Consider the following 26,737-nt stretch of genomic DNA (forward strand, 5'->3'; position numbering starts at 1 on the left):
GGCCCCACGGACCGAGCACGACAAACGAGCACCCACGTGCAGCCGACCCGCGATAGGGCCGCCGCTTTCGGCCGATGGAAGTGATTCCAGCCGGATGCGCAAAGAAATGGCGCACGCTCTGGTCACTCGCGCGTTGTGTCAGCGGCGGCATCTCTCCTTGATGCCGCCGCATCTTTTTGTCTTTCCGCAGCCGTCCATCGCCGGTCGGAATCCGGTCAGACCATTCCGCGCTGCATTGCCTCGCACACCGCGGTGCTCTCCCTGACGCCGAGCCGCAGGGCCGCGCCGCAGTGGCCGATCCAGGCGGCCATCCCCTCGGCCGTCCCGGAGGCGTAGCCGCCGAGGGCGTTGCGGTAGGCGTCGGTGCCGAGTTCGGCCAGGCCGACCTCGAACGGGCAGATCGCCTGCGGGTCCATCCCCTCCGCGATCAGCACGATCCGCTGGGCCGCGCGGGCGACCAGCCCGCTGTGGGCGGCGAAGGGCTGCAGGGTCAGCAGTTCCCCGTGCACCACGGCGGCCACGACCAGGGCGGGGGCGCTGCGCTCGTTCGGCCGCTTCTTCCCGCCGGCGCTCCGGCCGATCAGCAGCCGGGCCAGCCCGTCCAGGCGGGCGGCGACCTCGTCGGCGTTCGGCGGGGCCGGCAGCCGGTAGTCGCGCCCGACCGCGGGGGCCGATTCGGAGCCGTGGACCTCCTCGGCGACCGGCAGCGGGGCGCCGAAGCGCTCGGCGACCGGTTCGCCGTCCCGGCGCGGACGTCCCGCGCCGGACCCCGCGCCGGACCCCGCGCCCTCGTCGCCGGAGGCCAGCAGGTGCAGCCGGGCCAGCACCTGCAGCGGCGAGTGCCGCCAGGTGCCGAGCAGTTGTCCGGCCTCGGCGTTGAGGCGCAGCGCTCCGCCGACGGTGCGGGCCTCCGGGTCGGTGCCGAAGTCGCTGCGGCGGCGGACCTCCTCCAGCGGCCAGTCGGCGCCGTCCAGCGCCGCGGAGGCGCGGGCGCCGCGCAGCGCGGACTCGGAGGTGACCTCGGCGGCCCGGCGGCGCATGACCCGGTGCCCGTACAGGCGGTCGACGGCGCGGCGGGCGTCGGCGACGGCCTCGGCCACTCCGGGCAGCTCGGCGAGGCCGGCCAGCGGGTCGCCGCCGGGGTCGCGGCCGGGGTCTGCGGAGGCGTTCGACTGCGGGGCCGCTGATGGTGTGCTCACGGCATCGAGCCTACGTAACCGGGGGGCGGGCGCGCGCCCGGGGGCACTCTCACCCGAAAGGGTCAACACTCTGCCAAGCCGATCACACGGCGGTGACGGATCGCTACCATGACCACTATCGGTGACGATAACGGTTACCAATAAACATGCTTCTGATCCCAGCCAGCCCCGAACGACCCGGAGTCCTGCATGAAGATCGCCTTCGTCGGCAAGGGCGGCAGTGGCAAGACCACCCTGTCCTCGCTGTTCGTCCGCCACCTCGCCACCGCCGGGGCGCCGGTGATCGCCGTGGACGCCGACATCAACCAGCACCTGGGCGCGGCCATCGGGCTGACCGAGGAGCAGGCGGCCTCGGTGCCGTCGATGGGGGCGCTGATGCCGCAGATCAAGGAGTACCTGCGCGGCGGGAACCCGCGGATCGCCGACGCGGCTTCGATGATCAAGACCACCCCGCCCGGCAGCGGCTCCCGGCTGCTGCGGATCGCCGAGGACAACCCGGTGTACGACATGTGCGCCCGCGAGTTCACCGTGGACGGCGCCCGGCTGCGGCTGATGGCCACCGGCGCCTTCGACGAGGAGGACCTCGGCGTGGCCTGCTACCACTCCAAGGTCGGCGCGGTGGAGCTGTGCCTGAACCATCTGGCCGACGGGGCCGGCGAGTACCTGGTGGTGGACATGACGGCGGGCTCGGACTCCTTCGCCTCCGGCCTGTTCACCCGGTTCGACATGACCTTCCTGGTCGCCGAGCCGACCAGGAAGGGCGTCTCGGTCTACCGCCAGTACAAGGACTACGCGGCCGACTTCGACGTGAACCTGCGGGTCGTCGGCAACAAGGTGCAGCACGAGGACGACGTGGCCTACCTCCGCGAGCAGGTCGGCGACGACCTGCTCGCCGTGTTCGGCCAGTCCGAATGGGTGCGGCGGACCGAGCAGGGCCGCGCGCCGGGCCTGGCCGAGCTGGAGCCGGCCAACCACGCCTCGCTGCGCACCCTGCGCGAGGCCGCGGACGCGACGTACCAGCTGCGCGACTGGGGCCGCTACAACCGGCAGATGGTCAACTTCCACCTGCGCAACGCGGAGAGCTGGGGCAACGCCAAGACCGGGACGGACCTGGCGGCGCAGGTCGATCCCGACTTCGCGCTCACCGAGGACGCCTCCGCGAACACGCGCGAGAACCAGCGGCAGGCCGTCACCGCCTGACGCCCCGTCCGACACCCCCTCCGACGCCCGGTCGGGTGAACTTCGGCGGCCACGGCTCTCATTTAGGTAAAGGGTTCATTACTCTTCATTTACCTAACCTTGGGAGACGCGACCCATGCAGAGCACCGGCACGGACCCCCGGCACGATGACCTGACCGACGAGCACTTCCTCGGCGGCGTGCGCGAGTTCCAGCAGCACACCGCCCCCGGGCTGCAGCCCGAACTGGCCCGGCTGGCCCGGGAGGGGCAGTCGCCGTCCCAGTTGTTCATCACCTGCGCCGACTCGCGGCTGGTGCCGAACGTGATCACCAGCAGCGGTCCTGGCGAGCTGTTCACCGTCCGCAACATCGGCAACCTGGTCGCCGTCCCGGACGTGCGCGGCACGGACGAGTCGGTGGCCGCCGCGATCGAGTACGCCGTGGAGATCCTGCAGGTCCGGACGATCACCGTGTGCGGGCACTCGGGCTGCGGTGCGATGCAGTCGCTGCTGCGCGGCGCGCACCGGCGGCAGGGCCTGGCCGGGACACCGCTGACCCGCTGGCTGCGGCACGGCCAGGACTCGCTGCAGCGGGTCCGGCACGCCCCCGCCCGGCTCCGCGGCGCCGCGCCCTCGGCGGACCCGCTGGAGCGGCTCTGCCTGACCAATGTGGCCCAGCAGGTCGACAATCTGAGCGCCCATCCGTCGGTGCGGCGCGGGGTCGAGGCCGGGACACTCCGGGTGGCCGGGCTGTACTTCGACTTCGCCACGGCGCAGGCGTACCTTCTCGCAGGTAACGGGCGCACCTTCAGTCCGGTCCGGCCCCGGCTGGAGTCGGCGGCCTGACCGGCGGAAGTTCAACAAAGGTCTACACCAATTCTCCGAGGACCCTTGTCAGCGCGCCCGCATCCTGGTGAGCTAGTCACGACATATCCGGGTCGCGGAGCAGAACGGGACGCCCGCACCCAGAACTCGATGAGGAGTGCGCGTTGAGCAGCAATGAGAGCCTGGAAAACCTGCTCAAGGAAGAGCGTCGATTCGCCCCGCCTGCTGAGCTCGCCGCCGCCGCGAATGTGACCGCCGCCGCCTACCAGGAAGCGAAGGAGGACCGGCTCGCCTTCTGGGCCGAGCAGGCCCGCCGGCTGAGCTGGAGCACCGAGCCCACCGAGACCCTCGACTGGTCCAACCCGCCCTTCGCCAAGTGGTTCGCCGACGGCGAGCTGAACGTGGCGTACAACTGCGTGGACCGCCACGTCGAGGCCGGACACGGCGACCGGGTCGCCATCCACTTCGAGGGCGAGCCCGGCGACAGCCGCGCGATCACCTACGCGCAGCTCAAGGACGAGGTCTCCAAGGCCGCCCACGCACTCACCGAACTGGGCATCGAGAAGGGCGACCGGGTCGCCGTCTACCTGCCGATGATCCCCGAGGCCGCCGTGGCGATGCTCGCCTGCGCCCGGATCGGCGCGGCGCACTCCGTGGTCTTCGGCGGCTTCTCCGCCGAAGCGGTCGCCTCCCGGGTCCAGGACGCGGACGCCAAGCTGGTCATCACCGCGGACGGCGGCTACCGCCGCGGCAAGCCCACCGCGCTCAAGCCCGCCATCGACGAGGCCGTGCTCAGCTGCCCGACCGTGCAGCACGTGCTGGTGGTGCGCCGCACCGGCCAGGAGACCGCCTGGACCGAGGGCCGGGACGTGTGGTGGGACGAGATCACCTCCCGTCAGTCCACCGAGCACACCCCGGTGCCGCACAACGCCGAGCACCCGCTGTTCATCCTCTACACCTCGGGGACCACCGGTAAGCCCAAGGGCATCCTGCACACCACCGGCGGCTACCTCACCCAGGCCTCCTACACCCACCACGCGGTCTTCGACCTCAAGCCCGAGACCGACGTCTACTGGTGCACCGCCGACATCGGCTGGGTCACCGGGCACTCCTACATCGTCTACGGGCCGCTGGCCAACGGCGCCACCCAGGTCATGTACGAGGGCACCCCGGACACCCCGCACCAGGGCCGGTTCTGGGAGATCATCCAGAAGTACAAGGTCACCCTGCTCTACACCGCGCCCACCGCGATCCGCACCTTCATGAAGTGGGGCGACGACATCCCCGCCAAGTTCGACCTGTCCTCGCTGCGGATCCTGGGCAGCGTCGGCGAGCCGATCAACCCCGAGGCCTGGATCTGGTACCGCGAGCACATCGGCGCGGGCAAGACCCCGATCGTGGACACCTGGTGGCAGACCGAGACCGGCGCCATGATGATCAGCCCGCTGCCCGGGGTCACCCACACCAAGCCCGGCTCCGCGCAGACCCCGCTGCCCGGCATCTCCGCCACTGTGGTCGACGACGAGGCCAACGAGGTCCCCGACGGCGGCGGCGGCTACCTGGTGCTGACCGAGCCGTGGCCGTCCATGCTGCGGACCATCTGGGGCGACGACCAGCGCTACCTCGAGACCTACTGGTCCCGGTTCGGCGCCGGCCACGAGGGGTCCGGCAGCGACAAGTGGACCTACTTCGCCGGCGACGGCGCCAAGAAGGACGAGGACGGCGACCTCTGGCTGCTCGGCCGGGTCGACGACGTGATGCTGGTCTCCGGCCACAACATCTCCACCACCGAGGTCGAGTCCGCCCTGGTCTCCCACCCCAAGGTCGCCGAGGCGGCCGTGGTCGGCGCCACCGACGCCACCACCGGCCAGGCCATCGCCGCCTTCGTGATCCTGCGCGGCAGCGCCAAGGACAACGAGGACCTGGTCGCCGAGCTGCGCAACCACGTCGCCAAGGTCCTCGGCCCGATCGCCAAGCCCAAGCTGATCCAGCTGGTCAGCGAGCTGCCGAAGACCCGCTCCGGCAAGATCATGCGCCGGCTGCTGCGCGACATCGCCGAGGGCCGCGCGGTCGGCGACACCACCACCCTGGCCGACTCCACCGTGATGGACCTCATCCAGAGCCAGCGCTCGGCCGGGGACGAGGACTGACAGCGGGTCCGACCAGCACGGGTCCGACCAGCACGGAACCCACCGAGAGGGCCGTCCCGCGTCGCGGGGCGGCCCTCTCCGCGCTTCCCGGATAACATCTGACAAAAGGTACATACGACCCGTCAGATCAGCGTCCGGAGGACCGCCGCGTGAGCGACCCCACGCCCCGCCGCCAGTTCCTGGGCCGGCTCCCGCTCCCCGAGCGCGCCTTCCTCGCCGACGCCCTCCGGGCCGAGACCGTCGGGGGCATCCTGCTGCTCTGCGCGGCCGTGGTGGCACTCGTCTGGGCGAACGCCTGGCCGGCCGGCTACCAGAGCGTGCTGGACCGGACCATCGGGCCCAGCGCGCCGCTGCACCTGGACCTCTCGCTGGACACCTGGGCCAAGGACGGGCTGCTGGCCGTCTTCTTCTTCGTGGCGGGCGTCGAGCTCAAGCGCGAACTCGTCTCCGGCGAGCTGCGCGACCCGAGGGCGGCGGCCCTACCGGTGGTCGCCGCGGTCTGCGGGGTCGCGCTGCCCGCCGCCGTCTACGCCCTGGTCAACCTCGGCCCCGGCGGAGAGCCCGCCGGCTGGGCCATCCCCACCGCGACCGACATCGCCTTCGCGCTCGGGGTGCTGGCCGTGGTCGGCTCGCACCTGCCGTCCTCACTGCGGGCCTTCCTGCTCACCCTGGCCGTGGTCGACGACCTGATCGCGATCCTGATCATCGCGATCTTCTACAGCCACGGCATCAAGCTCTGGGCGCTCGGCCTGGCCGTGCTCGGCCTCGGCCTGTTCTACCTGCTGCACCGGAAGCGGGTGCACGGCTGGTACCTCTACCTCCCGCTGGCCTTCGTGATCTGGGCGCTGATGCACGAGAGCGGGATCCACGCCACGGTGGCCGGGGTCGCCATGGGCCTGATGCTGCGCTGCACCAAGGACCCGGGCGAGCAGCACTCCCCCGCCGAGCACATCGAGCACCTGGTCCGGCCGTTCTCGGCCGGGTTCTGCGTGCCGGTGTTCGCCCTGTTCGCGGCCGGGGTGTCGATCGGCCCCAGCGCGATCGGCCAGGTCTTCACCCAGGCGTCGCCGCTGGGCGTAGTGCTCGGGCTGCTGGTCGGCAAGACCGTCGGCATCTTCGGCGGCACCTGGCTGGCCGCCCGCTTCACCAGGGCCGAGCTCAACCCGGAGCTGGAGTGGAGCGACCTGTTCGCGGTCGCGGTGCTGGCCGGCATCGGCTTCACGGTGTCGCTGCTGATCTCCGAACTGGCCTTCCCCGACGACCACGCGCTGGCCGAACGGGACAAGGCCGCGGTCCTGGTCGGCTCGCTGATCTGCGCCGTCGTGGCCGCGGTGCTGCTGCGGCTGCGCAACCGCAGCTACCGGCGGATCCACGAGGAGGAGCAGGCCGAGTGGTGAGCCGCCGACGTGACGAGGCATGATCTGAGACAGTGACAGGAAGCAGTGCCAGCACGCCGTACCAGGACGACCGGAGGAGACGCCAGATGTCAGCAGCTGACAGGTCCGAGGCCAGTTCCCAGCTCAACGGGGCCGACCGCACGGTGGGCCAGCTGTTCGCCGCCGCCACCGCCGACCTCTCCACCCTGGTCCACGACGAGATCGCCCTCGCCAAGGCCGAGATCACCAAGGACGTCAAGCGCGGCCTCTTCGGCGGTGTGGCCGGGGCGCTCGCCGCGGTGATCGCGCTGGCCTCCGTCCCGGTGCTGAGCTTCGCCCTGGCCTACGGGATCCACGACCTGGGCGGGTCCTCGGGCATCACCTTCGGCTGGTCGCTGACCATCGTCGGCGTGCTGTACCTGCTGCTCGCCGCGGCGGCCGGGCTGCTGGCCTTCCGCTACTTCAAGAAGCTCTCGCCGCCGGACCGGACCATCGCCACCACCAAGGCCACGGTCGACGTGCTGAAGAACGCCAAGCCGCACCCCGCCCCGCCGCTCACCGCCGACGGGCACAAGATCCTGCTGCCCTGACCGGTCCGGACTGAACCGGACCGGCACGGACCGGACCGGACCGGCACGGCACGGCACAGCCCCAACCGGTGCGGCCCTGGAAACCCGACCTTGCTCCGGATATGACACGCTCTGCACATGTCGTCTGACAACACCCCCGGCGGATCCCACATCTTCGCCGACTCCTTCGATCCGCGGATCGACGGCCCCTGGAGCCACCGCGAGGTGTCCGCCAACGGCGGACGCTTCCACATCGCCGAGCTCGGCGAGGGGCCGCTGGTCCTGCTGGTGCACGGCTGGCCGCAGTTCTGGTGGACCTGGCGGCACCAGCTCACCGCCCTCGCCGACGCCGGCTTCCGCGCCGTCGCCGTGGACCTGCGCGGCGTCGGCGGCAGCGACCGCACCCCGCGCGGCTACGACCCGTCCAACATGGCGCTGGACCTGACCGGGATCATCCGCTCGCTCGGGGCCTCCGACGCGGCGCTGGTCGGCCACGACCTCGGCGGCTTCCTGGCCTGGACGGCGGCGGTGATGCGCCCCGCCCTGGTCCGCCGGCTGGTGGTGGTCTCCAGCGCGCACCCGCGCCGCTACCGCCGGTCGCTGATGACCGACCGCAGGCAGATCGCCGCGGCCGAGCACCTGCTCGGCTTCCAGCGGCCCTGGGTGCCCGAACGGAAGCTGGCCGCCGACGGGGCGCAGGCCGTCGGCGAGTACCTGGCCGACTGGACCGGGACCGGCCACCGGCCGGACGAGAAGACGCTGCTGACGTACCGCCAGGCGATGCTGCTGCCGAACACCCCGCACTGCTCGATCGAGCCCTACCGCTGGCTGATGCGCTCCATGGGCCGTCCCGACGGTCTGCAGTACTCGCGCCGGATGCGGCGTCCGGTGCGGGTGCCCACGCTGCATCTGCACGGCGCGGCGGACCCGGTGCTGCTGGCCCGTACCGCGGCCGGATCCGGCGAGTACGTGGAGGCGCCGTACCGCTGGCGGCTGCTGGACGGGATCGGCCACTACCCCCATGAGGAGGACCCTGAGGGGTTCTCCCGCGAGCTGGTCAACTGGCTCCGCGACCCCGAGCCGGACCGCTGAGCGGACAGCCGGGAGCGCTCTGACGGGTGGTCAGAACTGGGGTTCGAAAGCGGAACTCTGCTATCTGAAAATATGCCAACCATAGGCCAATTGGCCGTCCCGCACGGGATTACCCCCGGTCCCGTGCGGGCAGTCCTCTAGCTATGAGCTGGATGCACGACCGCGCTTTCGCGCCACGTTCCCGCCGCCGCTCGCTTCAGCAGACCGCGGCCCTCAGCCCGTTCGGCAGCACCTCCGGGGCCGCCCCCGAAGGCCACGCCGGCAGTGACTCCGACCATGTCGGAATACCGCACATCCTCACCCGCCGGGCCCGCTGGATGACCTCCCGGCTGCGCCAGCGCTGACCCGCGGCCGACCGCGGGGCGGTCGGCCGGGCAGCTGAGCAGCTGAGCAGCTGAGCAGCTAGAACGTGTTGGGCGAGAGCGCGGTGAACCAGAGCAGGGCGACGGTCGCTATTCCCATGATCGGGACCAGTATCTCCGTCTCCAGCCGGTTGCCGCTGCTCTTGATCACCACGATCTCGTAGCGGGTCCGCAGCGGCCAGAGCCACGGCGCGCCCTGCTTGGTGATCGAGTCGCCGAGCAGGTGCGCCAGGCAGCCCAGGCCCACCGCGTACGGCAGCCAGCCCGGCGCCGAGGGGATGAACTTGGCGATCACGCCGGTGCCGATCAGCGCCATCGCCACGATGGTGCCCCAGGCCGAGAAGCCGTGCCCCGGCGGGCAGAGGTTGAGCGCCCGCACGGCCATCGCCAGCAGGAAGAAGGTCATGCACAGGGTGAACCAGCGACCGCCGTAGGAGACCCCGGCCCAGGTGCCCAGGGTCATGAAGGCGATGAAGAAGATCGAGTGGGTGGCGTGCCGGTGGCCGCCGGAGATCCAGGCGACGAAGCGGCACAGCAGCTTGGACACCGGGCCGAGGAAGTTGGCGATCGTCCCGTCGTGGTGGTCCAGGTCGGGGAGCAGGGCCGCACCGGCGCAGAGCACCGTGCCCATCAGGATCTCCTGCGGGCTGAGGTGATGGTGCATCACCAGCGGCGGCAGGTAGGGCGCGGTGGCGGCGAAGAGCAGTGCTCCGCTGACCGCGTGCGAATGACCCATCATGACGTGGCGTCCTCCCCCTCGTTGCGACGGCACCGTCAAGATCCGTCCGACTGAAGCGTCCCAGACGGTATCAGTTGCCACCGACAGGCCCCGCAGCGGGAAGTGCTGTGCGGTCAGAGCGCGCAGGATTCGCTGTCGACCTTCTGGGTCGCCGACTGCCCCTGCTGGGCGTCGGAGCGGACCTCGTCCGCCGTCAGCGCGTAACCGGTCTGCGCGTCATCAAGCGACTTGGCGAAGACCACCCCGTACACCTGTCCGTCCGGGGTCAGCAGCGGGCCGCCGGAGTTGCCCTGACGGACCGTCGACCGCAGCGAGTAGATGTCCCGGCTGACCGTGCCCCGGTGGTAGATGTCAGGACCGCTGGCCTGGAGCCGGCCGCGGATCCTGGCGCCCTGGACGTTGAAGGGGCCGTTCTCCGGGAAGCCGGCCACGATGGCGTCCGCGCTGGTCTTGGCGTCGCCGGCGAAGACCAGCGGGGTGGCCTTGAGCGAGGGGACGTCCAGCACCGCGATGTCGCGCTTCCAGTCGTAGAGCACGACCTTCGCCTCGTAGATCCGGCCGCCGAGGTTCACCGTGGGCGCGGACACCCCGCCGACCACATGGGCGTTGGTCATCACCCGCTGCGGCGCGTAGACGAAGCCGGTGCCCTCGATCACCTTGCCGCAGCTGGGCGCGGTGCCCATCACCTTGACGATGCTGCGGTGCGCCTGCACCACCGCGGCGCTGTTGGCCAGCGCCGGGTCCGGCGGCGGGACGTCGGTGATCGGCTCGTCCTGGAACGGGTTGAACACCTGCGGGAAGCCGTTGCGGGCCATCACCGAGGTGAAGTCCGAGAACCACTCCGGAGCGTCGGCGGGCAGCGCCTTCTGCACCCCGCCGAGCACCTTGGAGGTGCGAACCTGGTGGGCGATGGTCGGCAGCGAGGTCCCGGCCAGCGCCGAACCGATCAGCCAGGCGACCAGCAGCATCGCCACCACATTGACCACCGAGCCGCCCGCCGCGTCCCAGATCCGGGCCCGGCTGCGGTCGATCGGGCCGCGCAGCTTCCAGCCCCAGTGGGTGGTGAACGCCTGACCGACCGAGGCGAAGACGATCACGACGATCACGGCGACGACCGAGGAGACCGTCCCGGCGGAGAGGTGCTCCAGCAGGAACGGCAGCAGCTGCACGGCGATCAGGCCGCCGCCGAGGAAGCCGACCAGGGAGAGGACGCCCACGACGAAGCCCTGGCGGTAGCCGGAGACGGCGAATCCGACGGCGGCGGCGATGAGCAGGATGTCGAGGACGTTCACAGTGGCTTCCTGGGCGGGTCGGGCAGCAACGGTCAACCTTCCCACGGCGGTGGATCCTGTGGACGGCGCCCCCGAAAGATCGCGGGATCGGGGTCTGTCCGGCTGGTCGGCGCGGCTCTCAGGTCATGTCACGTGCGGGCCGGGCCCGACGGTTCCCCCGCCGCCCCCGCGGCCGTTCCGTTCCGCTCCCTGGCCCGGTCGCGCTCGGCCGTCGCCACCACCACCGCGTCCTCGGACAGCTCGATCTCCCGGCTGGTGTCCCAGGGCTGCTCCAGACCCGCGTGGTGCAGGATCCGGTCGATCACCCCGGCGGTGAAGCCCCAGACCAGCCGGCCCTCGACCAGGAAGGCCGGGCCGCGGAACCCGCTGGGATGCTTCAGCCGGGCCCGCCGCTCCGGCGCGGCCAGCTCGTCGATCGGCACCCGGAACACCGCGGCGACCTCGGCCGGGTCCACCGGCGCGACCGGTGTCTGGTCCCGCCACCAGCCCAGCACCGGGGTGACCACGAAGTTGCTGACCGGGATGTAGAGGTCGGGCAGCACCCCGAAGACCTGCACCCCGGTCGGGTCGAGGCCGGTCTCCTCCCATGCCTCGCGCAGGGCCGCGTTCACCGGGCCGGGACCGGCCGGGTCGCCGTCCTCCTCGTCCAGCGCGCCGCCGGGGAAGGAGGGCTGGCCGGCGTGCGAGCGGAGCGAGCGGGCCCGCTCGATCAGCAGCAGGTCGGGGACCGGATCCCCGCCCTTGGCGGCCGGGCTCTCGCCGAACAGCACCAGCACGGCGGAGCGGCGCCCGCCCTCGGCGGGCGGCAGGAACCGGCTGAGCTGCCGCGGCTCGAGCCGCTCGGCGGCGTCCCTGACGGGCAGCAGCCAGTCCGGCAGGCCCTCGCGGACGATCTCCGCGCTGCCCCTGCCGAAGCCGCCCGAGCCCGAGCCACCGATGGTGCCGCTGCTGCCCGTGCCCTGCTCCGCCGCTGCCGTCATCCTCAGCCCTCTCCCGCCGTCGGTACCGCCGCCGCCGACGCCGGGGGCGCCGGCTTGCCGGGGTAGTCCGGCGGCGGGCTCAGCCGCTGCCCCGGCTGGCCGCCCTTCTCGTACTTCAACAGCTTCTCCGCCGCCACCGGATCGGTCTCCCCCTCGCCGTACGAGGGACACAGTTCGGCGATCGGGCAGGCCCCGCAGGCCGGGCGCCGCGCGTGGCAGATCCGCCGCCCGTGGAACACCACCCGGTGGGACAGCATGGTCCACTCGCTCTTCGGGATCAGCTCGCCGACCTCATGCTCGACCTTCACCGGATCGTCCGAGTCGGTCCACCCGAACCGCCGGGCGAGCCGCCCGAAGTGCGTGTCGACGGTAATCCCGGGCACGCCGAAAACATTCCCGAGCACCACATTGGCGGTCTTCCGGCCCACGCCGGGAAGCGTCACCAGATCCTCAAGACGCGGCGGCACCTCGCCGTCGAACCGGTCCCGCAGCGCCGCCGACAGGCCCAGCAGCGACTTGGCCTTGGCCCGGAAGAACCCGGTCGGCCGGATGATCTCCTCCAGCTCCTCCGGGTTCGCCTCGGCCAGCGCCCCCGGTGTGGGGTACTTGGCGAACAGCGCGGGCGTGGTCTGGTTCACCCGCAGGTCGGTCGTCTGCGCCGACAGCACCGTCGCCACCAGCAGCTCGAACGGATTGGTGAAGTCCAACTCGGGATGCGCGTACGGATACACGTCGGCCAGCGCCCGATTGATCTTCCGTGCCTGCCGGACCAGGCCGGTATGCGTGGTCGGGACCTTTGCCTTCTTGAACGCCGGTCGGCCTGCGGCCTCGGACGTGCCACTCGTCACCATGCGGATCAGCCTACGGGCCGCCACCGACACCGGGCGGCGAATCGCGCGGGCGCGGCGGGGGTGCCCTGCGGGCCGGGCGCGGACGCGGCGCGGGCAGGGAACTGCGGGCACGGAGGGTCGGCCTCGGTTCGGAACTACCGGCGTCGGTCGAACACGGAGACGGTAACGGCGGCCGGGTGGCCGGAACCGAGACCCGGACGACCAGGGCGCCGGCCAGCATCGCGGTGACCGACTCGCCGACTCGCCGATCCGCCGGTGGGTCGCCGCGTCCTCGCCTGGCCTGGCCTACCCGGTGCCGACCGGCGCCGCCGCCAGGTCCGTCTTCGCCGAGGGGCGTAGCGGCGTCCCGTTCCGCCGGGCGCCGCGTCTGGCCGGCGCGGGGTAGGTGTCGCCGGTCAGCAGCAGGTGGACGATGGTCAGCACGCCTCGCACCTCATCGTCTCGACGAGGCCCTCGCCGCCCGCGGGCAGCAGCGCCGGGTCATCGTCGCCGTCCCCATCGCCCGCCGCGGCCCTGCGCCTGGTCCGCGACAGCGACCTGCTGGTGGCGGTGCCCGGGCCGGTCAGCCGCGCCATGCTCGGCGACCTCGGCCTGCGCACGCCGCCGTTCCCCTTCGAGCGAGATGGCCGCCGTCCCGCTGTATCTGACCTGGCGTCAGCGCCGCGGCAGCGACCGCGCCCACGGCTGGCTCCGCGACCAGGCCCGCCCGGCCCCGCGCGGTCTGCCGTGCGCCCGGGGCGGGGCCGGGCAGGACCGTCCAACCGGTCTAAGGACTAGACCACTTGGGGCAACCGGTGGAGACTCTTCGCCATGAGCGACGCGACGGTCCTGCTGGGTCGCGACGAACTGCTGGACCGCTGCCAGGCGGCCCTCGCGGACGGCGGCGGAGTACTGCTGACCGGTCCGGCCGGCATCGGCAAGTCCGCGGTCCTGGACGCCCTGGAGACCGAGGCGACCGAAGCGGGCCTGCTGGTGCTGCGCAGCAACTCCACGGCGACCGAGGCCTCGCTGCCGCACCTCGCGCTCTACGACCTGTTCGCGCGTCAGATCGCCGAGCACGACGGGCTGATCGCCCCGCACCTCGGCTCGGTGCTCGATGTCGCCCTGCTGCGAGCGCCGGGCCCCGGGGCCCCGACCGACGGGCCGCCCGTCGAGGGAAGGCCGCCCGACGGAAAACCTTCTGACAGAACTCCCTTTGGTGGAAGGTTTTTTGACGGAGTGTCCGCCGGACAGCTGGCCATCCGGATCGCGGTGCTGGAACTGCTGCGGTCGCTGGCCGCGGACCGCCCGGTGCTACTGGTGCTGGACGACGCGCACTGCCTGGACCCGGCCAGCGCCGAGGTGCTCCGCTTCGCGGCCCGCAGACTCGACGGACGGCGGGTCAGGGTGGCCGCCGCGGAGCGGGTCGGCGAGGGGCGCGAGCCCGGCTGCCTGGACCTGCTGCCCGAGCCCCGTACCGAACTGGCCGTCAGCACGCTGGCCGACCCGCTGATCGGCGAACTGCTGCGGACCCGGCTCGGGCTGGCGCCGACGGACCGGCTCTCCGCGCGGATCCAGGCGGCGGGCGGCGGCAATCCGTTCTATGCCCTGGAACTGGCCCGGGCCGCACTGCGCTCGGACCGCCCGGTCCGTACCGACGATCCGCTGCCGGTCCCGGAGCGGCTGCGCGCGCTGCTCGCCGACCGGCTCGCCGCGCTGCCGCGCGAGGCGGTCGACGCGCTGCTGCTGATCGCGGCGGCGGCCAGGCCGCAGCGGTGGGCTCCGGCCGAGGACGACCGGGCCATGGCGGCGGCCCTGGCGGCCGGGGTCGTCGCCTGCGGTCCCGGGCCGGGGCGGGAACTGCGGTTCACCCACCCGCTGCTGCGCGAGATCATCTACGCCGACGCGACCACCGCCCAGCGACAGGAGTGCCACGCCGCCCTGGCCCGACTGCTGGACGACCCGCTCGAACGGGCCCGGCACAGGGCGCTGGCCGGTGGCCGACCCAACCCCGAACTCGCCCGGGAACTGGCGGACGCGGCTGGGATCGCGGTCACCAGGGGCGCCCCCGCCCTCGCCGCCGAACTCTCCCGGCTGGCCGCCGAGCGCACTCCCGACGATCCGGGCCTCGCCGCCGAGCGGATGCTCGACTGCGCCCGGCACGCCTACGACGCCGGGCTGCTGGACCAGGCCAGGCAGGCCTGCGACACCGTGCTCCGCAGCACAGGCCAAAGCACTGCGGGCAACGCGGCCAGGGTCGGTGCGCGGCTGCTGCTGGTCGAGCTGGCCGGGGGCGACCGCTCCGGGGTCCCTGCGCTGCTCGACGCCGCGCGGGCCGACGCGGGCGACGACCCGCGGCTGCGCGCCGCGGTGCAGCTGCACCGGGCCGAGCACGCGATCAGCATCGGGCAGACCGGCTTCGGCCTGGCCGAACTGGCCGAGGCCGAACGCCAGGCCGAACGCAGCGGCGACCTCGACCAGCAGATCGAGGTGGTCGCGTTACGGGCGCCGATCGAGATGCAGTTCCACCGCGACCGGGTACTGCCCTCGCTGCGGCACGCCGCCGCGCTGACAGCGGGCCGTCCGGCCGCGGCGATGACGGCGGCCTCGATCCAGGTCCGCTGCTGCCTGGTGGTCTGGCTGCTGCGCAGCGGGGACGTCGCCGAGGCCGTCGACGCGGTGAACCTGCTCCGCGCCGACGTGGAGAACGCCGGCCGGGTGAAGGACCTGGGCGATGTGCTGCACATGGTGGCCTCGGTGCACGAACGCGCCGGCCTCTGCGCCGAGGCGTACCGGGCGGCCGTGCTCGGCGGCCGGATGCGGGCGGAGCTGGGCCCCACCCCCGGTCCCGGGCTGGTGCTGAGCGCCGCCGCCGAGCTCAACGGCGGCACGGTCCAGCGCGCCGGAGAACTGGCCGCCGCCGCGCTCCGCGCCGGGGAGCTGGCCGGGGACACCGAGTGGTCCGCCTATGCGCTGGGCCTGTACGGCCGGGCCGACCTGCTCGGCCATCGGGTCGCGCAGGCGGCCGAGCACCTGCGCCGCTGCCGGACGCTGCTGCGCGGCCTGGGCTTCACCGACCCGGCGCTGTTCCTGGTGGACGCCGACCTGGTCGAGGCGCTGGCCAGGTCGGGGGCCACCGAGGAGGCCCGGCGGGTCCTGGACGAGGCGACCCGCGAGGCGGCCCGGCTGGACCGGCAGGTGCTGCGGCTCGGGCTGGCCCGGGCCCGCGCGGTGCTGGTCGGCCTCGACGGCGATCCGCACGGCGCGGCCGACCGGCTGCGCGCGGCGCTACCGCCGGTGCACCCCTATCCGCTGGAGGCCGCCAGGGCCAGGCTCACCCTCGGCGACCTCGAACGCCGGGCCCGGCGCCGGGCGGCGGCCCGGGCCGACCTGCACGCCGCCACCCGGGCCTTCGCCGCCGCCCACTGCCTCCCCTGGCTCGACTACGCCAGGGAGCAGCTGGCCCGGCTGGACGGACCCGCGGCACCGCTGAGCGACCTGGAGCGGCAGATCGTGGAGCTGGTGCAGAACGGGTCCACCAACCGGCAGATCGCCGCCGCGCTGCACATCTCGGTGAAGTCGGTGGAGGGCAGCCTGACCCGGCTGTTCCGCCGGTTCGGGGTGCACGACCGGACCCAGCTCACCCTGCTCCGGACGGCCGGCTGAGCGGCGCAAGGGTACCCCCTCGACTTTGCAAGAGAAGGTCAAGGGTGGCAGTTCGCCTTTGATTCATTGACCGATACCTGCCATCGGGCTACGTTTCCGCTCGACCCTTCGAGCCTGCCCCTGACCCGGGGCGACATCAGAAATGGAGTCCGCGTGGACAAGCACCGTTCGGAACGCCGTGGACTGTCCGCACTACTCACCCGCCTCCCCCTGCTGGCACTGGTCGTCGCGATGATCTCGGGCGCCTTCGCGGCCGGGGCGGCGGCCCTCCCCGCCCAGGCGGCCACCGGCACCGGCACCGGATCCGGCGGGATCACCGTGGCCCGGGCCTGCGCCGCACCGACCCGTCCGGGCGAGCTGGCCTGTCTGGCGCTCAAGCGCACCGATGTGCACGAGGGCGCGCTGATATCCCCCGCGCTCCCCTCGGGCTACGGGCCGAGCGACCTGGCCAGTGCCTACAACCTGCCGTCCGGCGGCTCCGGGCAGACCGTGGCGATCGTCGACGCCCAGGACGACCCCAACGCCGAGTCCGATCTCGCCACCTACCGCTCCACCTACGGCCTGCCCGCCTGCACCACCGCCAACGGCTGCTTCCGCAAGATCAACCAGAACGGCGGGACGAGCTACCCCTCGCCGGACTCCGGCTGGGCCGGGGAGATCTCACTGGACGTCGACATGGTCAGCGCGGTCTGCCCGAACTGCCACATCCTGCTGGTGGAGGCCACCTCGGCCAGCGACGCCAACCTCGGCACCGCGGTGAACCAGGCCGTCGCCCAGGGCGCCAAGTTCGTCTCCAACAGCTACGGCGGCAGTGAGGACTCCTCGGTCGCCTCGTCCGACGCCGCGTACTTCAACCACCCCGGCGTGGCGATCACCGTGAGCACCGGCGACTCGAACACCGGCGCGGAGTACCCGGCGACCTCGCAGTACGTCACCGCCGTCGGCGGCACCTCGCTCACCCGCTCGTCCAGTGCCCGGGGCTGGAACGAGACCGTGTGGCGGACCAACTCGACCGAGGGCGGCGGCTCCGGCTGCTCGGCGTACATCACCAAGCCGTCCTGGCAGCACGACACCGGCTGCTCACGCCGGATGGAGGCGGACGTCGCCGCGGTGGCCGACCCCGCCACCGGGGTCTCGGTCTACCAGACCTACGGCGGCAGCGGCTGGGCCGTCTACGGCGGGACCAGCGCGGCCTCCCCGATCGTCGCCTCGGTGTGGGCGCTCGCGGGCGCCCCGAACGCGGGCGACCGGGCGGCCCAGTACCCGTACAACCACACCGGCAGCTTCAACGACGTCACCTCGGGCAGCAACGGATCCTGCTCGGTGTCCTACTTCTGCAACGCCGGCCCGGGATATGACGGACCGACCGGCTGGGGCAGCCCGAACGGCACCAGCGGCTTCGGCTCCGGTTCCACCGGCGGCTCGGAGACCGTGACGGTCACCAACCCGGGCAGCCGCACCGGAACCGTGGGCACAGCGGTCTCGCTGCAGATCTCCGGCACCGACTCGGCGTCCAAGCCGCTGACGTACAGCGCCACCGGGCTGCCGGCCGGACTGGCCATCAGCAGCAGCGGCCTGATCACCGGCACCCCCAGCGCCGCCGGGACCTCCACGGTCACCGTCAGCGCCAGTTCCGGCACCGCCAGCGGGAGCACCGCCTTCAGCTGGACCATCAGCAGCAGTGGCGGCGGGGGCGGTGGCACCGGCTGCGCCGGGCTGAGCGCCTGGAGCGCCACCAGTTCCTACGTCCCGGGCGACCGCGTCTCCTACAACAGCCACCAGTGGCTCTCCGCCTGGTACTCCACCGGCGCCACCCCGGGCGCGCCCGCCTCCTGGGCGGTCTGGACCGACCAGGGCGCCTGCTGAGCCCGATGACGGCCCGTCAAGGGCGCACCGACCCCGGCGGGCCGCCGTAAACGGACCGGTGGCCCGTCGGACCCGGGGCCGCGACGTGAGGGTGTCGCGGCCCCGCACTCGTCCCCGCACCCGTCCCTGCGCGGGGCACCGGCGCGGCGTCAGCGGCGGGCGATGCCGGGGAAGACTGCGTCGTCCAGGATCAGGCCGATGGCCACCGCGATCGGGATCGCCAGCAGCGCGCCGATGATGCCCAGCAGGCTGCCGCCGACCAGCACCGCCAGGATGGTCACCAGCGGGTGCACCTCGACCGCGAACTTCATCGCCCTGGGCATGATCAGGTAGTCCTCGGCGATCCGGAAGACGATGTAGAAGACCGCGGTGGCGATCGCCACCGGCCAGGAGACCACCAGCGCCACCAGCGAGACCACGATGCCGCCGATGGTGGAGCCCACCAGCGGGATCAGGTCCATCACCGCGACGAACACCCCCAGCGCGGCGGGGTAGGGCACGCTCCAGATCTCCAGCCAGACGAAGGTGGCAACACCCGCGATGACCGAGGTGGCGACATTGGCGAGCATGTAGCGGCCGGTGCGCAGCAGGATCTCGTCCGTCAGCTTCTCGGCGCGCTCGCGCCGGCTCCCGGCGACGAAGCGCAGCCCGAAGCTCTTCAGGGTGGGCAGGCCGGCCAGGAAGTACATGGTCAGGATGATCACGGTGAACAGCCCGGTCAGGGTGGTGGCCAGCAGTTGTCCGGCCCCCATCAGCCCGCCGACCAGGCTGCCGCCGTCCGTGCCCAGCTGTGCCTTGGCCTTGGCGGTGAGGTGGTAGCGGTCCTCCAGCTGGCCGAGGACGGAGTGGTGGTCGTGCAGTTGCTGGAGCCAGATCGGGATATTGCGGACGAGAGCAGTGATCTCGTTTGTGATCGGTGCAATGAACAGCGTGGACAGCCCGCCCAGGACCAGGAACAGGCCGATGATGACCACGGTCGCCGCCACCGGTCGGCGCAGCCCGCGCCGGGTCAGCACCCGAACGATCGGGTCCGCGCTGACCGCTATCACCAGCGAGAGCAGGGTCAGCATCAGAATGCTCTGGATGTGCTGGATCGCCTGCACCAGCCAGTACGCCAGCAGCGCGCCCAGGCTGACCCGGAAGCCGATCGAGAACCAGGAGCGGTTCGGGTCCGGCCCGCTCCGCGGCTTCACCATGGGCCCGGGCTTGTCGACGGTCGCGGGTTTGTTGTCAGTTCTGGGGGCCTGCACCGGGACGGCGTCCGGGCTGCTGGTCTCGTGCACGGTCACCGGGGCACTCCTGACGGTCGGTGGGCCCGAGCATAGTTGTTCGACCCCGGGCCGCTCCGGCCAATAAGCAAGCCGGGCCACGAGCAGGTGGCAGGGGGGCAACGAGCAGGGGACAACGAGCAGGGCCGGTCCGCGAAGGACCGGCCCTGCCGCCTCCGCAGTGTCCCCCACCCGGGAACGCGGAGCGGTGCCGCAGTGACTGCCGCCCCCGGCCAACCCGACTAAGGGAGGTCAGGGCGGGACGACAGCAGCCTTGCGGGCTGAATGCCACCCTGCCTCACCCGTGTTAAGCGCATGCTGCGGATCTGTGTCGTGGACGTGCAACCCGCCCCCTCACCCGTTCGGCGCAGCCGCGTGGCCCGGCGGTGCGGGGTGACGCAGGCTCAGAAGCCAGCACGAACGTGCAGGTCCGGAGCCCCTGGAGGAACTCATGGCCGATCCGAACACACCAGCCGAGCAGCCGCTGTGGAACCCCGATCCGGCGGCCTCCACCCCGACCGCGTCCGCCGCCACGGCCGCGACGGCCACCGCCGCCCACGGCCGCGGACGGGCGCCGTCCCCGTCCGGGCAGGACGGCTGGGTCAGCGGCCTGGTGCTCTTCGGCGGGGTGGTGATGCTGGTGGACGGGGTGTTCGCGGTCCTGCGCGGGATCATGGGCATCGCCAAGAACAACATCTTCGTGACCACCCCGAACTACGCGTTCCACTTCAGCCTGACCAGCTGGGGCTGGATCCAGCTGATCATCGGCGTGGTGCTGCTGATCGTGGCCTACGGCGTCCTCAAGGGAGCGGCCTGGGGCCGGTTCGCCGGTATCTTCATCGCCTCGCTCAGCGCGATCTCCAATCTGCTCTCCATGCCCTACTACCCGCTGTGGTCGCTGATCGCCGTCGCCCTCGACATCGCCGTCGTCTGGGCCCTGTGCGTCTACCGGTCCTCCGACCGGGCCTACTGACAGGCAGCGGGAAGGTGCCGGACGCAGTGCCTCCGGACGCAGCGCCTCCGCCGGAGGCGGCGGAACCGCGGTCGGCCGGGCCGCCGGAGCCGGCGCGCCCGGCGGAGGCCGCTTCGCCGGGCCTGCTCGGCCGGCTCCCCGAGCCGGTGCGCGCGGCCACCGCCTGGAGCGCCGCCGCGCTGACCTCGGCCGGGGCACTGGCCGTGGTGCTGCTGCTGTGCTGGTCCTTCCGGGCCGCCGCGGTCCCCGCGCTGATCGCGGTCCTGGCCACGGCGCTGCTCGAACCCGTCGCCCGCCGCGCGGTACGCGGCGGGCGGTCCCGTGCGTTCGGAGCCGCCCTGGCCTGCCTGGTGCTGATCGTGGTGATCGACGGGACCATCTGGATGGTGGCCAAGGCCCTGATCGACGCCGCCCCCTCGATCGGCGCGGCCCTGGCCCAGGTCGGCGACCGGCTCGGGGCCGGCGACCTCGGCTCGCTGGGCCAGAACGCCGCCTCCGGCGTCTCCGAGCTGGGCTCGCAGCTGGCGTCGACCCTGCTGTCCGGGGTGGTCAAGGGCGTGGGACTGGCCGCGCAGCTGGTCACGGCCGCGGTGCTGTGCCTGGCACTCACCTTCTTCCTGCTCCGCGACGCCGACCGGATCCCCGGCCTGATCCGCGGCTGGGTCCCCGCCGCGCACGCCGAGCAGGCGGTCCGGCTGACCCGCCTCGCCTACCGGGCGATGTCCGGCTACATGCGCGGCACCACCCTGATCGCGCTGATCGACGCCGGGCTGATCCTGGTCGGTCTGCTCCTGCTGCGGGTGCCGGACGCCCTGGGGCTGGCGGCCCTGGTGTTCGTCGGCGCCTATGTGCCCTTCGTCGGCGCCTTCCTGTCCGGCCTGGTCGCGGTGCTGGTCGCGCTGGGCGACCGGGGGTTCGTGGTCGCCCTGGGCACCCTCGCGGTGATCCTGGCGGTCCAGTTCGTCGAGGGCGCCTTTCTGCAGCCGATCATCCAGAGCCGCACCGTCTCCATGCACCCGGCCGTGGTGATGGTCGCGGTCACCGCGGGCGGCAGCGTCGCCGGCATCCTGGGCGCGCTGCTCGCCGTCCCGTTCACCGCCGCCGCCGTCGCGATCGTCACCGAACTGCGCGGCGACTGACCGAGCGGGCACGGTGGGTTGTCGGTGGTCTCCGCTAGTTTCGGGGAAAGGAGGTTGGCGATGGCTGACGCTGAGGTCGAGGAGCCGTTGGAGCTCCAGCTGGAGCAGTACCGGCGCGAGCTGACCGGGTACTGCTACCGGATGCTCGGGTCCGCGGCGGAGGCCGAGGACGCGGTGCAGGACGCCATGATCAAGGCCTGGCGCGGCCGGCACGGCTTCGAGGGGCGGGCGGCGCTGCGGTCCTGGCTGTACCGGATCGCCACCAATGTCTGCCTGGACGCGCTGCGCAGCCGGAAGACCCGGGCCCGGCCGATGGACCTCGGCGGTCCTTCCACGGTGGCCACGGCCTCGCTCACGGTGCTGCCCGAGGTGACCTGGATCGGCCCGGTGCCGGACGCGCGGGTGGTGTCCGAGGCGGGGGATCCGGCCGAACTGGCGGCCCAGCGGGAGTCCGTGCGGCTGGCGCTGATCTCCGCCCTGCAGCGGCTCGCACCGCGGCAGCGGGCCGTGCTGATCCTGCGGGAAGTGCTCGGCTGGCGGGCGAGCGAGGTGGCCGACCTGCTGGACAGCACGGTCGCCTCGGTCAACAGCGCGCTGCAGCGGGCCCGGGCGACCCTCGCCGTCCAGGAGGTCGCCGCGACCGAGCCGCTCCGTCCGCTGGACCAGGAGCAGGCCGCCCTGCTGACCCGCTACGTGCGGGCGTTTGAGCGCTATGACATGGACGGCCTGACCGCGCTGCTGCACGAGGAGGTGGTGATGTCGATGCCGCCGTACGAGCTGTGGCTGCGGGGCCACCAGGACGTCCGGGACTGGATGCTCGGCCCCGGGGCCGAGTGCCGCGATTCGCAGCTGATAGCGACCACGGCCAACGGCTGCCCCGCCTACGGCCAGTACAAGCCCGGCCCGGACGGCGGGTACACGCCGTGGGCGCTGCATGTGCTGGAGCTGACCGGGGGCCGGATCACCGGGCTGAACTTCTTCCTGGACACCGACGCGCTGTTCCCGCTGTTCGGCCTGCCCGCAGGGCTGCCCGCGTAGCTAGTGCGAGCGACAACGGCGCGGCGCATATGCTGACAAATCGTCACACCATAGGCTCTGCTTATGCTCCAGCGCCGACCTGCACCCCGGGCCTGCCTCGGGATCGCGATGCTGGTCCTGGCTGCCTCGATGGCCACCTGGATGGCGCACGCCCCCAGCACGCCCGGTGCCCCGGCACGCCCGCCGCACAACGACGCGGTGCAGCGGGACGAGACCGTCCCCGCCGCGCCGCCGGACCCGACCGTGCTGCCCGCCCACGCCGTGCCGTTCGGGGCGTTCCTGGGCTCGGACCAGTCCGACACCCGGATGAAGCAGTTCTCCACCTGGCTGGGCACCGCCCCGCTCCAGGTCGGCCACACCTACCTCCCCGGCTACAACTGGAACGACATCGAGGGCAGCATCGACCTGCTGGCGCCCTGGGCCGCCTGGCGGCTGGCCGCGCCCGACCGGATGCTCGTCCTCGCCGTCCCGATGCAGCAGGCCAACGAGAACAACCTGAGCGACGGCCAGGTGCGCTCGCTGCTGGTGCAGGGAGCGAGCGGCGCCTACAACAACCACTTCCGGGAGCTGGCCCGCCGGCTGGTCGCCCTCGGCGCGACCGACACCGTGATCACCCTCGGCTGGGAGATGAACGGCACCACCTACAGCAGCCGCTGCCACCCCGACCCGACCGACTGGAAGGCGTACTGGCGGCAGATCGTCACCACCATGCGCAAGGTCCCCGGCCAGGCGTTCCGCTTCGACTTCGACCCGACCAGGGGCACCGACGACAACCCCTGGACCGAGTGCTACCCCGGTGACGACGTCACCGACGTGATCGGCATGGACAGCTACGACCTGGGCCCCGGCCGCAGCTTCGACGACTTCGTGAACCAGCCGTACGGACTGCAGCAGCAGGTGGAGTTCGCCGCGGCGCACCACAAGCCGGTGTCCTACCCGGAGTGGGGGCTGTACCAGTACGGGGACGACCCCGACTACGTCCGGCAGATGCTGAACTGGATCAGCACCCACGACACGCTGTACCAGACCATCACCGACTACTGCCCGCACGGCGTCTGGGGCTGCAAGCAGAACCCCCGGTCCAGCGCGCTGTACCAGCAGGCGATGGCGGAACTGGCCACCCAGACGCCGACCCCCACGCCGACCCCGACCCCGACCCCGAGTCCGACGACCGGCCCGACGCCGACGGACACGCCGACGCCGAGCCCGTCCCCGACGCTCCCGCCGGTGCCGACAGCCGCACCGACCACGCCGGCGGCCACCCCCACGGCCGGCGTGAGCACGGCGCCCGCCCCGGCGCCCGAGCCCAGCCCCACCCCCAGCTGCCACCGGCCCCGGCGCGGCATCCTGGTCTGCACCCCCGGCGCTCCGCCGCAGCCGGTACCGGCTCCGGCGCCCGGTCCGCCGCTCCCGTACCCGCTGCACAGCAAGGTCACGGGGAAGTCCTGAAAGGTTGGGCAGCACCCCGGTGCAAATCATCACGTTCCATGAGCCACACTAGTTTGTGATTGATCGCACTGTTTCCCGGTCGGGCATGATGGGGATCGCACCTCAAGCCTGCACGGCCGACAAGGAGGACCGAGTGGACGACGTTCTGCGGCGCGCCCCGCTCTTCACTGCCCTGGACGACGAGCAGGCCGCCGAACTGCGCGCCTCGATGACGGAGACCACGCTCGCACGCGGGGAGTCCCTGTTCCACGAGGGCGACCCGGGCGACCGGCTGTACGTCATCGTCGAGGGCAAGGTGAAGCTGCATCGCACCTCTGCCGACGGCCGGGAGAACATGCTGGCGGTGGTCGGCCCCAGCGAGATGATCGGCGAGCTGTCGCTGTTCGACCCCGGACCGCGCACGGCCACGGCCTCGGCGCTGACCGAGGTCAAGCTGCTGGGCCTGGGCCACGGCGACCTGCAGCCCTGGCTGCAGACCCGCCCCGAGGTGGCCATCGCGCTGCTCCGGGCCATCGCCCGGCGCCTGCGCCGGACCAATGACGTGATGTCGGACCTGGTCTTCTCGGACGTCCCCGGGCGGGTCGCCAAGGCCCTGCTCGACCTGTCCCGGCGCTTCGGCGTGCCCTCGGACGAGGGCATCCACGTGGTCCACGACCTCACCCAGGAGGAACTGGCGCAACTGGTCGGCGCCTCCCGGGAGACCGTCAACAAGGCGCTCGCGGACTTCGCCGGACGCGGCTGGCTCCGTCTCGAAGCCCGCGCGGTGATCCTGCTGGACGTCGAACGGCTGGCCCGGCGCTCGCGCTGACCCGCGCCGCGGTGGTGACCGGAACAAGAGGGTGAGGGGTACGGCCGGACGGCCGTACCCCTCACCCTTTGGTGTTGATGGGGATGATCAGATGAGTCCGTGCTCGCGCAGGTATTCGAGCTGGGCCCGTACCGACCACTCCGCCGCAGGCCACAGCGCCGGGTCCACGTCCGCGTAGACCCGGGCCACCACCTCGGCCGAGGTGCGGAACCCGTTCTCCACCGCCGTCTCCACCTGGGCCAGCCGGTTGGCCCGGTGCGCCAGGTAGAACTCGATCGTCCCCAGCGCGTCGTCCAGCACCGGGCCGTGCCCCGGCAGCACGGTCCTGACTCCGTGCTCGGCCAGGTGCTGCGCCTGCTGGGTCTGCTGTGCCTGCTGGGCCTCCAGTGCGGCGAGGGTGCGCAGCCGGCGCAGCGAGTCCAGGTAGTCGCCGAGCCGTCCGTCCGGGTGGGCGACCACGGTGGTGCCGCGACCCAGCACCGTGTCGCCGGTCAGCAGCGCGGCGTCGGCGGTCAGCTGGAAGCACAGCGAGTCGCTGGTGTGGCCCGGGGTGCCGATGACCCGCAGCTCCAGGCCGCCGATCTCCAGCACCTGCCCGTCCCGCAGCCCCTCGTCGCCCAGCCGCAGCGCCGGGTCGAGCGCGCGTACCCCGGTGCCGGTCAGCTCGGCGAAACGGGCCGCGCCCTCGGCGTGGTCCGGGTGGCCGTGGGTCAGCAGGGTCGCGGCGACCCGGCGGCCGGTGCGCTCGACCTGGTCGAGCACGGCCCGGAGATGGCCCTCGTCCAACGGACCCGGGTCGACCACGACGGCGAGGTCGGAGCCCGGCTCGGCCAGGATCCAGGTGTTGGTTCCGTCCAGGGTCATCGGCGAGGCGTTGGGGGCGAGCACGCAGAACGCCCGCTCGGTGGCCTGGCCTGCGATGTCACTCATCGTTCGGTGCTCCCCATGGTCAGTTCCGGATAACCGTCCCAGCTGACCGAGACCCTGCCGTCGGCCCGGGTCTCGGCCCGGGCCATGATCGGTCCGAGCGAACGCCCGCCGGCCGCCGCCAGCACCCGCGCCGGCCCCGCGCCGTCGCCCTTGCTGTCACCCCTGCCGTCGTCGGCGCTGACAGCCTCGTCCGCGCCGTCCGCGCCGATGCAGCGGGCCAGTTCGCGCAGGGTCGTCACGGTCGGCGGCAGCATCAGGTACTCGCCCGCCTCGGCCCGGGCCACCGCCTCGGCCGGGGCCAGCCACTCCACCCGGTCGGCCTCCCCCGGCACCTCAGCCGTCCGCTGGCCCTGCGGCACGGCCGCGACGAAGAACCAGGTGTCGTAGCGGCGGTCCTCGAACTCCGGGGTGATCCAGCGGGCCCAGCCTCCCAGCAGGTCGCTGCGCAGCAGCAGACCGCGCCGGGTCAGGAACTCGGCGAAGGACAGCTCGTGCGCCTCCAGGGCCGCCCGGTCCGCGCGCCACTGCTCACCGCTGACGTCGGCGACCACCGAGTCCGCGTCGGCGCCGGCCAGCAGCACCCCGGACTCCTCGAAGGTCTCCCGGACCGCCGCGCAGACCACGGCCCGTGCCGTCTCCGGCGGACAGCCGAGCCGTTCCGCCCACTCCTCCGCGCTGGGGCCGGCCCAGCCGATGGCGGCCGTGCCGTCGCGCGGGTCCACCCCGCCGCCGGGGAACGCGTACATCCCGCCGGCGAAGGCCATCGAGGCCCGGCGCCGCAGCAGATACGCCTCGGTCGGCGCGACCGGCACCTCGGACGGCGGGGCTTCCCGCAGCAGGACCACCGTCGCGGCCAGCCGGGGCGGGGGCGGTGTCAGCTCGCCGCGACCCAGCGCGGCAATGCGCTCGGCCCAGGACGGAGGGAGAGTCATGAGCGGATCGTACGGGGACGGAAACGACAATGGGACGGGTCACTGCCGCGGAACAGCGGCCGACCCGTCCCTTCGCC

The 26,737-nt window shown here is 72.5% G+C and carries 24 protein-coding genes; 14 read left to right on the top strand and 10 right to left on the bottom strand.

The features are described 5' to 3' along the window. Positions 1-215: 215 nt before the first annotated feature. Positions 216-1,127, bottom strand: a complete 912-nt coding sequence (locus tag ACEZDG_RS16060) for an oxidoreductase (protein WP_380509815.1) — start codon at positions 1,125-1,127, stop codon at positions 216-218. A 261-nt stretch (positions 1,128-1,388) separates the two neighbouring features. Between ACEZDG_RS16060 and ACEZDG_RS16065 the strand changes: the two genes are divergently transcribed. The 7 genes from ACEZDG_RS16065 (at position 1,389) to ACEZDG_RS16095 (ending at position 8,732) form a co-directional block, all read left to right on the top strand. Then, positions 1,389-2,399, top strand: a complete 1,011-nt coding sequence (locus tag ACEZDG_RS16065) for an ATP-binding protein (RefSeq protein ID WP_380509127.1) — start codon at positions 1,389-1,391, stop codon at positions 2,397-2,399. Positions 2,400-2,514: 115 nt separating this feature from the next. Further along, the gene (locus tag ACEZDG_RS16070) at positions 2,515-3,222 is read left to right on the top strand and encodes a carbonic anhydrase (protein ID WP_380509130.1); all 708 of its coding nucleotides are present in this window, start codon (positions 2,515-2,517) and stop codon (positions 3,220-3,222) included. Between the two features lie 143 nt (positions 3,223-3,365). Continuing rightward, complete coding sequence (gene acs, locus ACEZDG_RS16075) at positions 3,366-5,351, top strand: acetate--CoA ligase (protein ID WP_380509133.1); 1,986 nt, start codon at positions 3,366-3,368, stop codon at positions 5,349-5,351. A 149-nt stretch (positions 5,352-5,500) separates the two neighbouring features. After that, positions 5,501-6,748 carry a Na+/H+ antiporter NhaA gene (gene nhaA, locus ACEZDG_RS16080; protein ID WP_380509136.1) on the top strand — a complete coding sequence of 416 codons (1,248 nt, stop codon included), beginning with the start codon at positions 5,501-5,503 and terminating at the stop codon, positions 6,746-6,748. An 86-nt stretch (positions 6,749-6,834) separates the two neighbouring features. Then, positions 6,835-7,317, top strand: coding sequence for a phage holin family protein (locus tag ACEZDG_RS16085; RefSeq protein WP_380509139.1), 483 nt, complete (start codon positions 6,835-6,837; stop codon positions 7,315-7,317). Positions 7,318-7,434: 117 nt separating this feature from the next. Further along, complete coding sequence (locus ACEZDG_RS16090) at positions 7,435-8,388, top strand: alpha/beta fold hydrolase (protein ID WP_380509142.1); 954 nt, start codon at positions 7,435-7,437, stop codon at positions 8,386-8,388. 143 nt (positions 8,389-8,531) lie between these two features. Then, positions 8,532-8,732, top strand: coding sequence for a hypothetical protein (locus ACEZDG_RS16095; protein WP_380509145.1), 201 nt, complete (start codon positions 8,532-8,534; stop codon positions 8,730-8,732). 58 nt (positions 8,733-8,790) lie between these two features. On the opposite strand, the gene ACEZDG_RS16100 is transcribed toward ACEZDG_RS16095, so the two are convergent. The 6 genes from ACEZDG_RS16100 to ACEZDG_RS16125 form a co-directional block, all read right to left on the bottom strand. After that, complete coding sequence (locus tag ACEZDG_RS16100; protein ID WP_380509148.1) at positions 8,791-9,489, bottom strand: metal-dependent hydrolase; 699 nt, start codon at positions 9,487-9,489, stop codon at positions 8,791-8,793. Between the two features lie 113 nt (positions 9,490-9,602). Continuing rightward, positions 9,603-10,781, bottom strand: coding sequence for a MarP family serine protease (locus tag ACEZDG_RS16105; protein WP_380509151.1), 1,179 nt, complete (start codon positions 10,779-10,781; stop codon positions 9,603-9,605). Positions 10,782-10,909: 128 nt separating this feature from the next. Then, a complete protein-coding gene (locus ACEZDG_RS16110; protein WP_380509155.1) occupies positions 10,910-11,761 on the bottom strand; it encodes an NUDIX hydrolase in 852 nt (283 codons plus the stop codon). 2 nt (positions 11,762-11,763) lie between these two features. Beyond that, positions 11,764-12,612 carry an endonuclease III gene (nth, locus tag ACEZDG_RS16115; protein ID WP_380509158.1) on the bottom strand — a complete coding sequence of 283 codons (849 nt, stop codon included), beginning with the start codon at positions 12,610-12,612 and terminating at the stop codon, positions 11,764-11,766. A gap of 285 nt (positions 12,613-12,897) precedes the next feature. Then, the gene (locus ACEZDG_RS16120) at positions 12,898-13,035 is read right to left on the bottom strand and encodes a hypothetical protein (protein WP_380509161.1); all 138 of its coding nucleotides are present in this window, start codon (positions 13,033-13,035) and stop codon (positions 12,898-12,900) included. Beyond that, positions 13,029-13,211: a hypothetical protein gene (locus tag ACEZDG_RS16125; RefSeq protein ID WP_380509164.1), complete on the bottom strand. Its 183-nt coding sequence runs from the start codon at positions 13,209-13,211 to the stop codon at positions 13,029-13,031. Before ACEZDG_RS16125 ends, ACEZDG_RS16120 begins: the two co-directional genes overlap by 7 nt. A 211-nt stretch (positions 13,212-13,422) precedes the next feature. Here ACEZDG_RS16125 and ACEZDG_RS16130 point away from each other — a divergent pair, with 211 nt between their 5' ends. Together ACEZDG_RS16130 and ACEZDG_RS16135 are read left to right on the top strand one after the other, a co-directional pair. Then, a complete protein-coding gene (locus ACEZDG_RS16130) occupies positions 13,423-16,257 on the top strand; it encodes an AAA family ATPase (protein ID WP_380509167.1) in 2,835 nt (944 codons plus the stop codon). A 231-nt stretch (positions 16,258-16,488) separates the two neighbouring features. Continuing rightward, positions 16,489-18,123: a hypothetical protein gene (locus ACEZDG_RS16135; RefSeq protein WP_380509818.1), complete on the top strand. Its 1,635-nt coding sequence runs from the start codon at positions 16,489-16,491 to the stop codon at positions 18,121-18,123. 149 nt (positions 18,124-18,272) lie between these two features. Here ACEZDG_RS16135 and ACEZDG_RS16140 read toward each other — a convergent pair whose 3' ends face one another. Further along, entirely contained in the window at positions 18,273-19,412 is a 1,140-nt protein-coding gene (locus ACEZDG_RS16140; protein WP_380509170.1) for an AI-2E family transporter, read from the bottom strand. 430 nt (positions 19,413-19,842) lie between these two features. On the opposite strand from ACEZDG_RS16140, the gene ACEZDG_RS16145 reads away from it, so the two are divergent. The 5 genes from ACEZDG_RS16145 to ACEZDG_RS16165 all read left to right on the top strand — a co-directional run bounded on the left by ACEZDG_RS16145 (position 19,843) and on the right by ACEZDG_RS16165 (position 24,798). Then, entirely contained in the window at positions 19,843-20,364 is a 522-nt protein-coding gene (locus ACEZDG_RS16145; RefSeq protein WP_380509173.1) for a DUF7144 family membrane protein, read from the top strand. Positions 20,365-20,390: 26 nt separating this feature from the next. Then, on the top strand, positions 20,391-21,503 hold the full coding sequence (locus ACEZDG_RS16150) for an AI-2E family transporter (protein WP_380509176.1): 1,113 nt from the start codon (positions 20,391-20,393) through the stop codon (positions 21,501-21,503). A 60-nt stretch (positions 21,504-21,563) separates the two neighbouring features. Further along, the gene (locus ACEZDG_RS16155) at positions 21,564-22,541 is read left to right on the top strand and encodes a sigma-70 family RNA polymerase sigma factor (protein ID WP_380509179.1); all 978 of its coding nucleotides are present in this window, start codon (positions 21,564-21,566) and stop codon (positions 22,539-22,541) included. Positions 22,542-22,604: 63 nt separating this feature from the next. Next, positions 22,605-23,990 (top strand): glycoside hydrolase family 26 protein, encoded by a 1,386-nt coding sequence (locus tag ACEZDG_RS16160; RefSeq protein ID WP_380509182.1) that lies wholly within the window; start codon positions 22,605-22,607, stop codon positions 23,988-23,990. 133 nt (positions 23,991-24,123) lie between these two features. After that, complete coding sequence (locus ACEZDG_RS16165; protein ID WP_380509185.1) at positions 24,124-24,798, top strand: Crp/Fnr family transcriptional regulator; 675 nt, start codon at positions 24,124-24,126, stop codon at positions 24,796-24,798. 87 nt (positions 24,799-24,885) lie between these two features. Here the strand turns inward: ACEZDG_RS16165 and ACEZDG_RS16170 are convergent, their stop codons facing one another. Beyond that, positions 24,886-25,728 (bottom strand): MBL fold metallo-hydrolase, encoded by an 843-nt coding sequence (locus ACEZDG_RS16170; RefSeq protein ID WP_380509188.1) that lies wholly within the window; start codon positions 25,726-25,728, stop codon positions 24,886-24,888. After that, positions 25,725-26,660 (bottom strand): NUDIX hydrolase, encoded by a 936-nt coding sequence (locus ACEZDG_RS16175; protein WP_380509191.1) that lies wholly within the window; start codon positions 26,658-26,660, stop codon positions 25,725-25,727. Before ACEZDG_RS16175 ends, ACEZDG_RS16170 begins: the two co-directional genes overlap by 4 nt. Between the last annotated feature and the right edge of the window lie 77 nt (positions 26,661-26,737).

Source organism: Streptacidiphilus alkalitolerans, assembly GCF_042511045.1.
In the GTDB taxonomy this organism is placed as follows: Bacteria; Actinomycetota; Actinomycetes; order Streptomycetales; family Streptomycetaceae; genus Streptacidiphilus; species Streptacidiphilus alkalitolerans.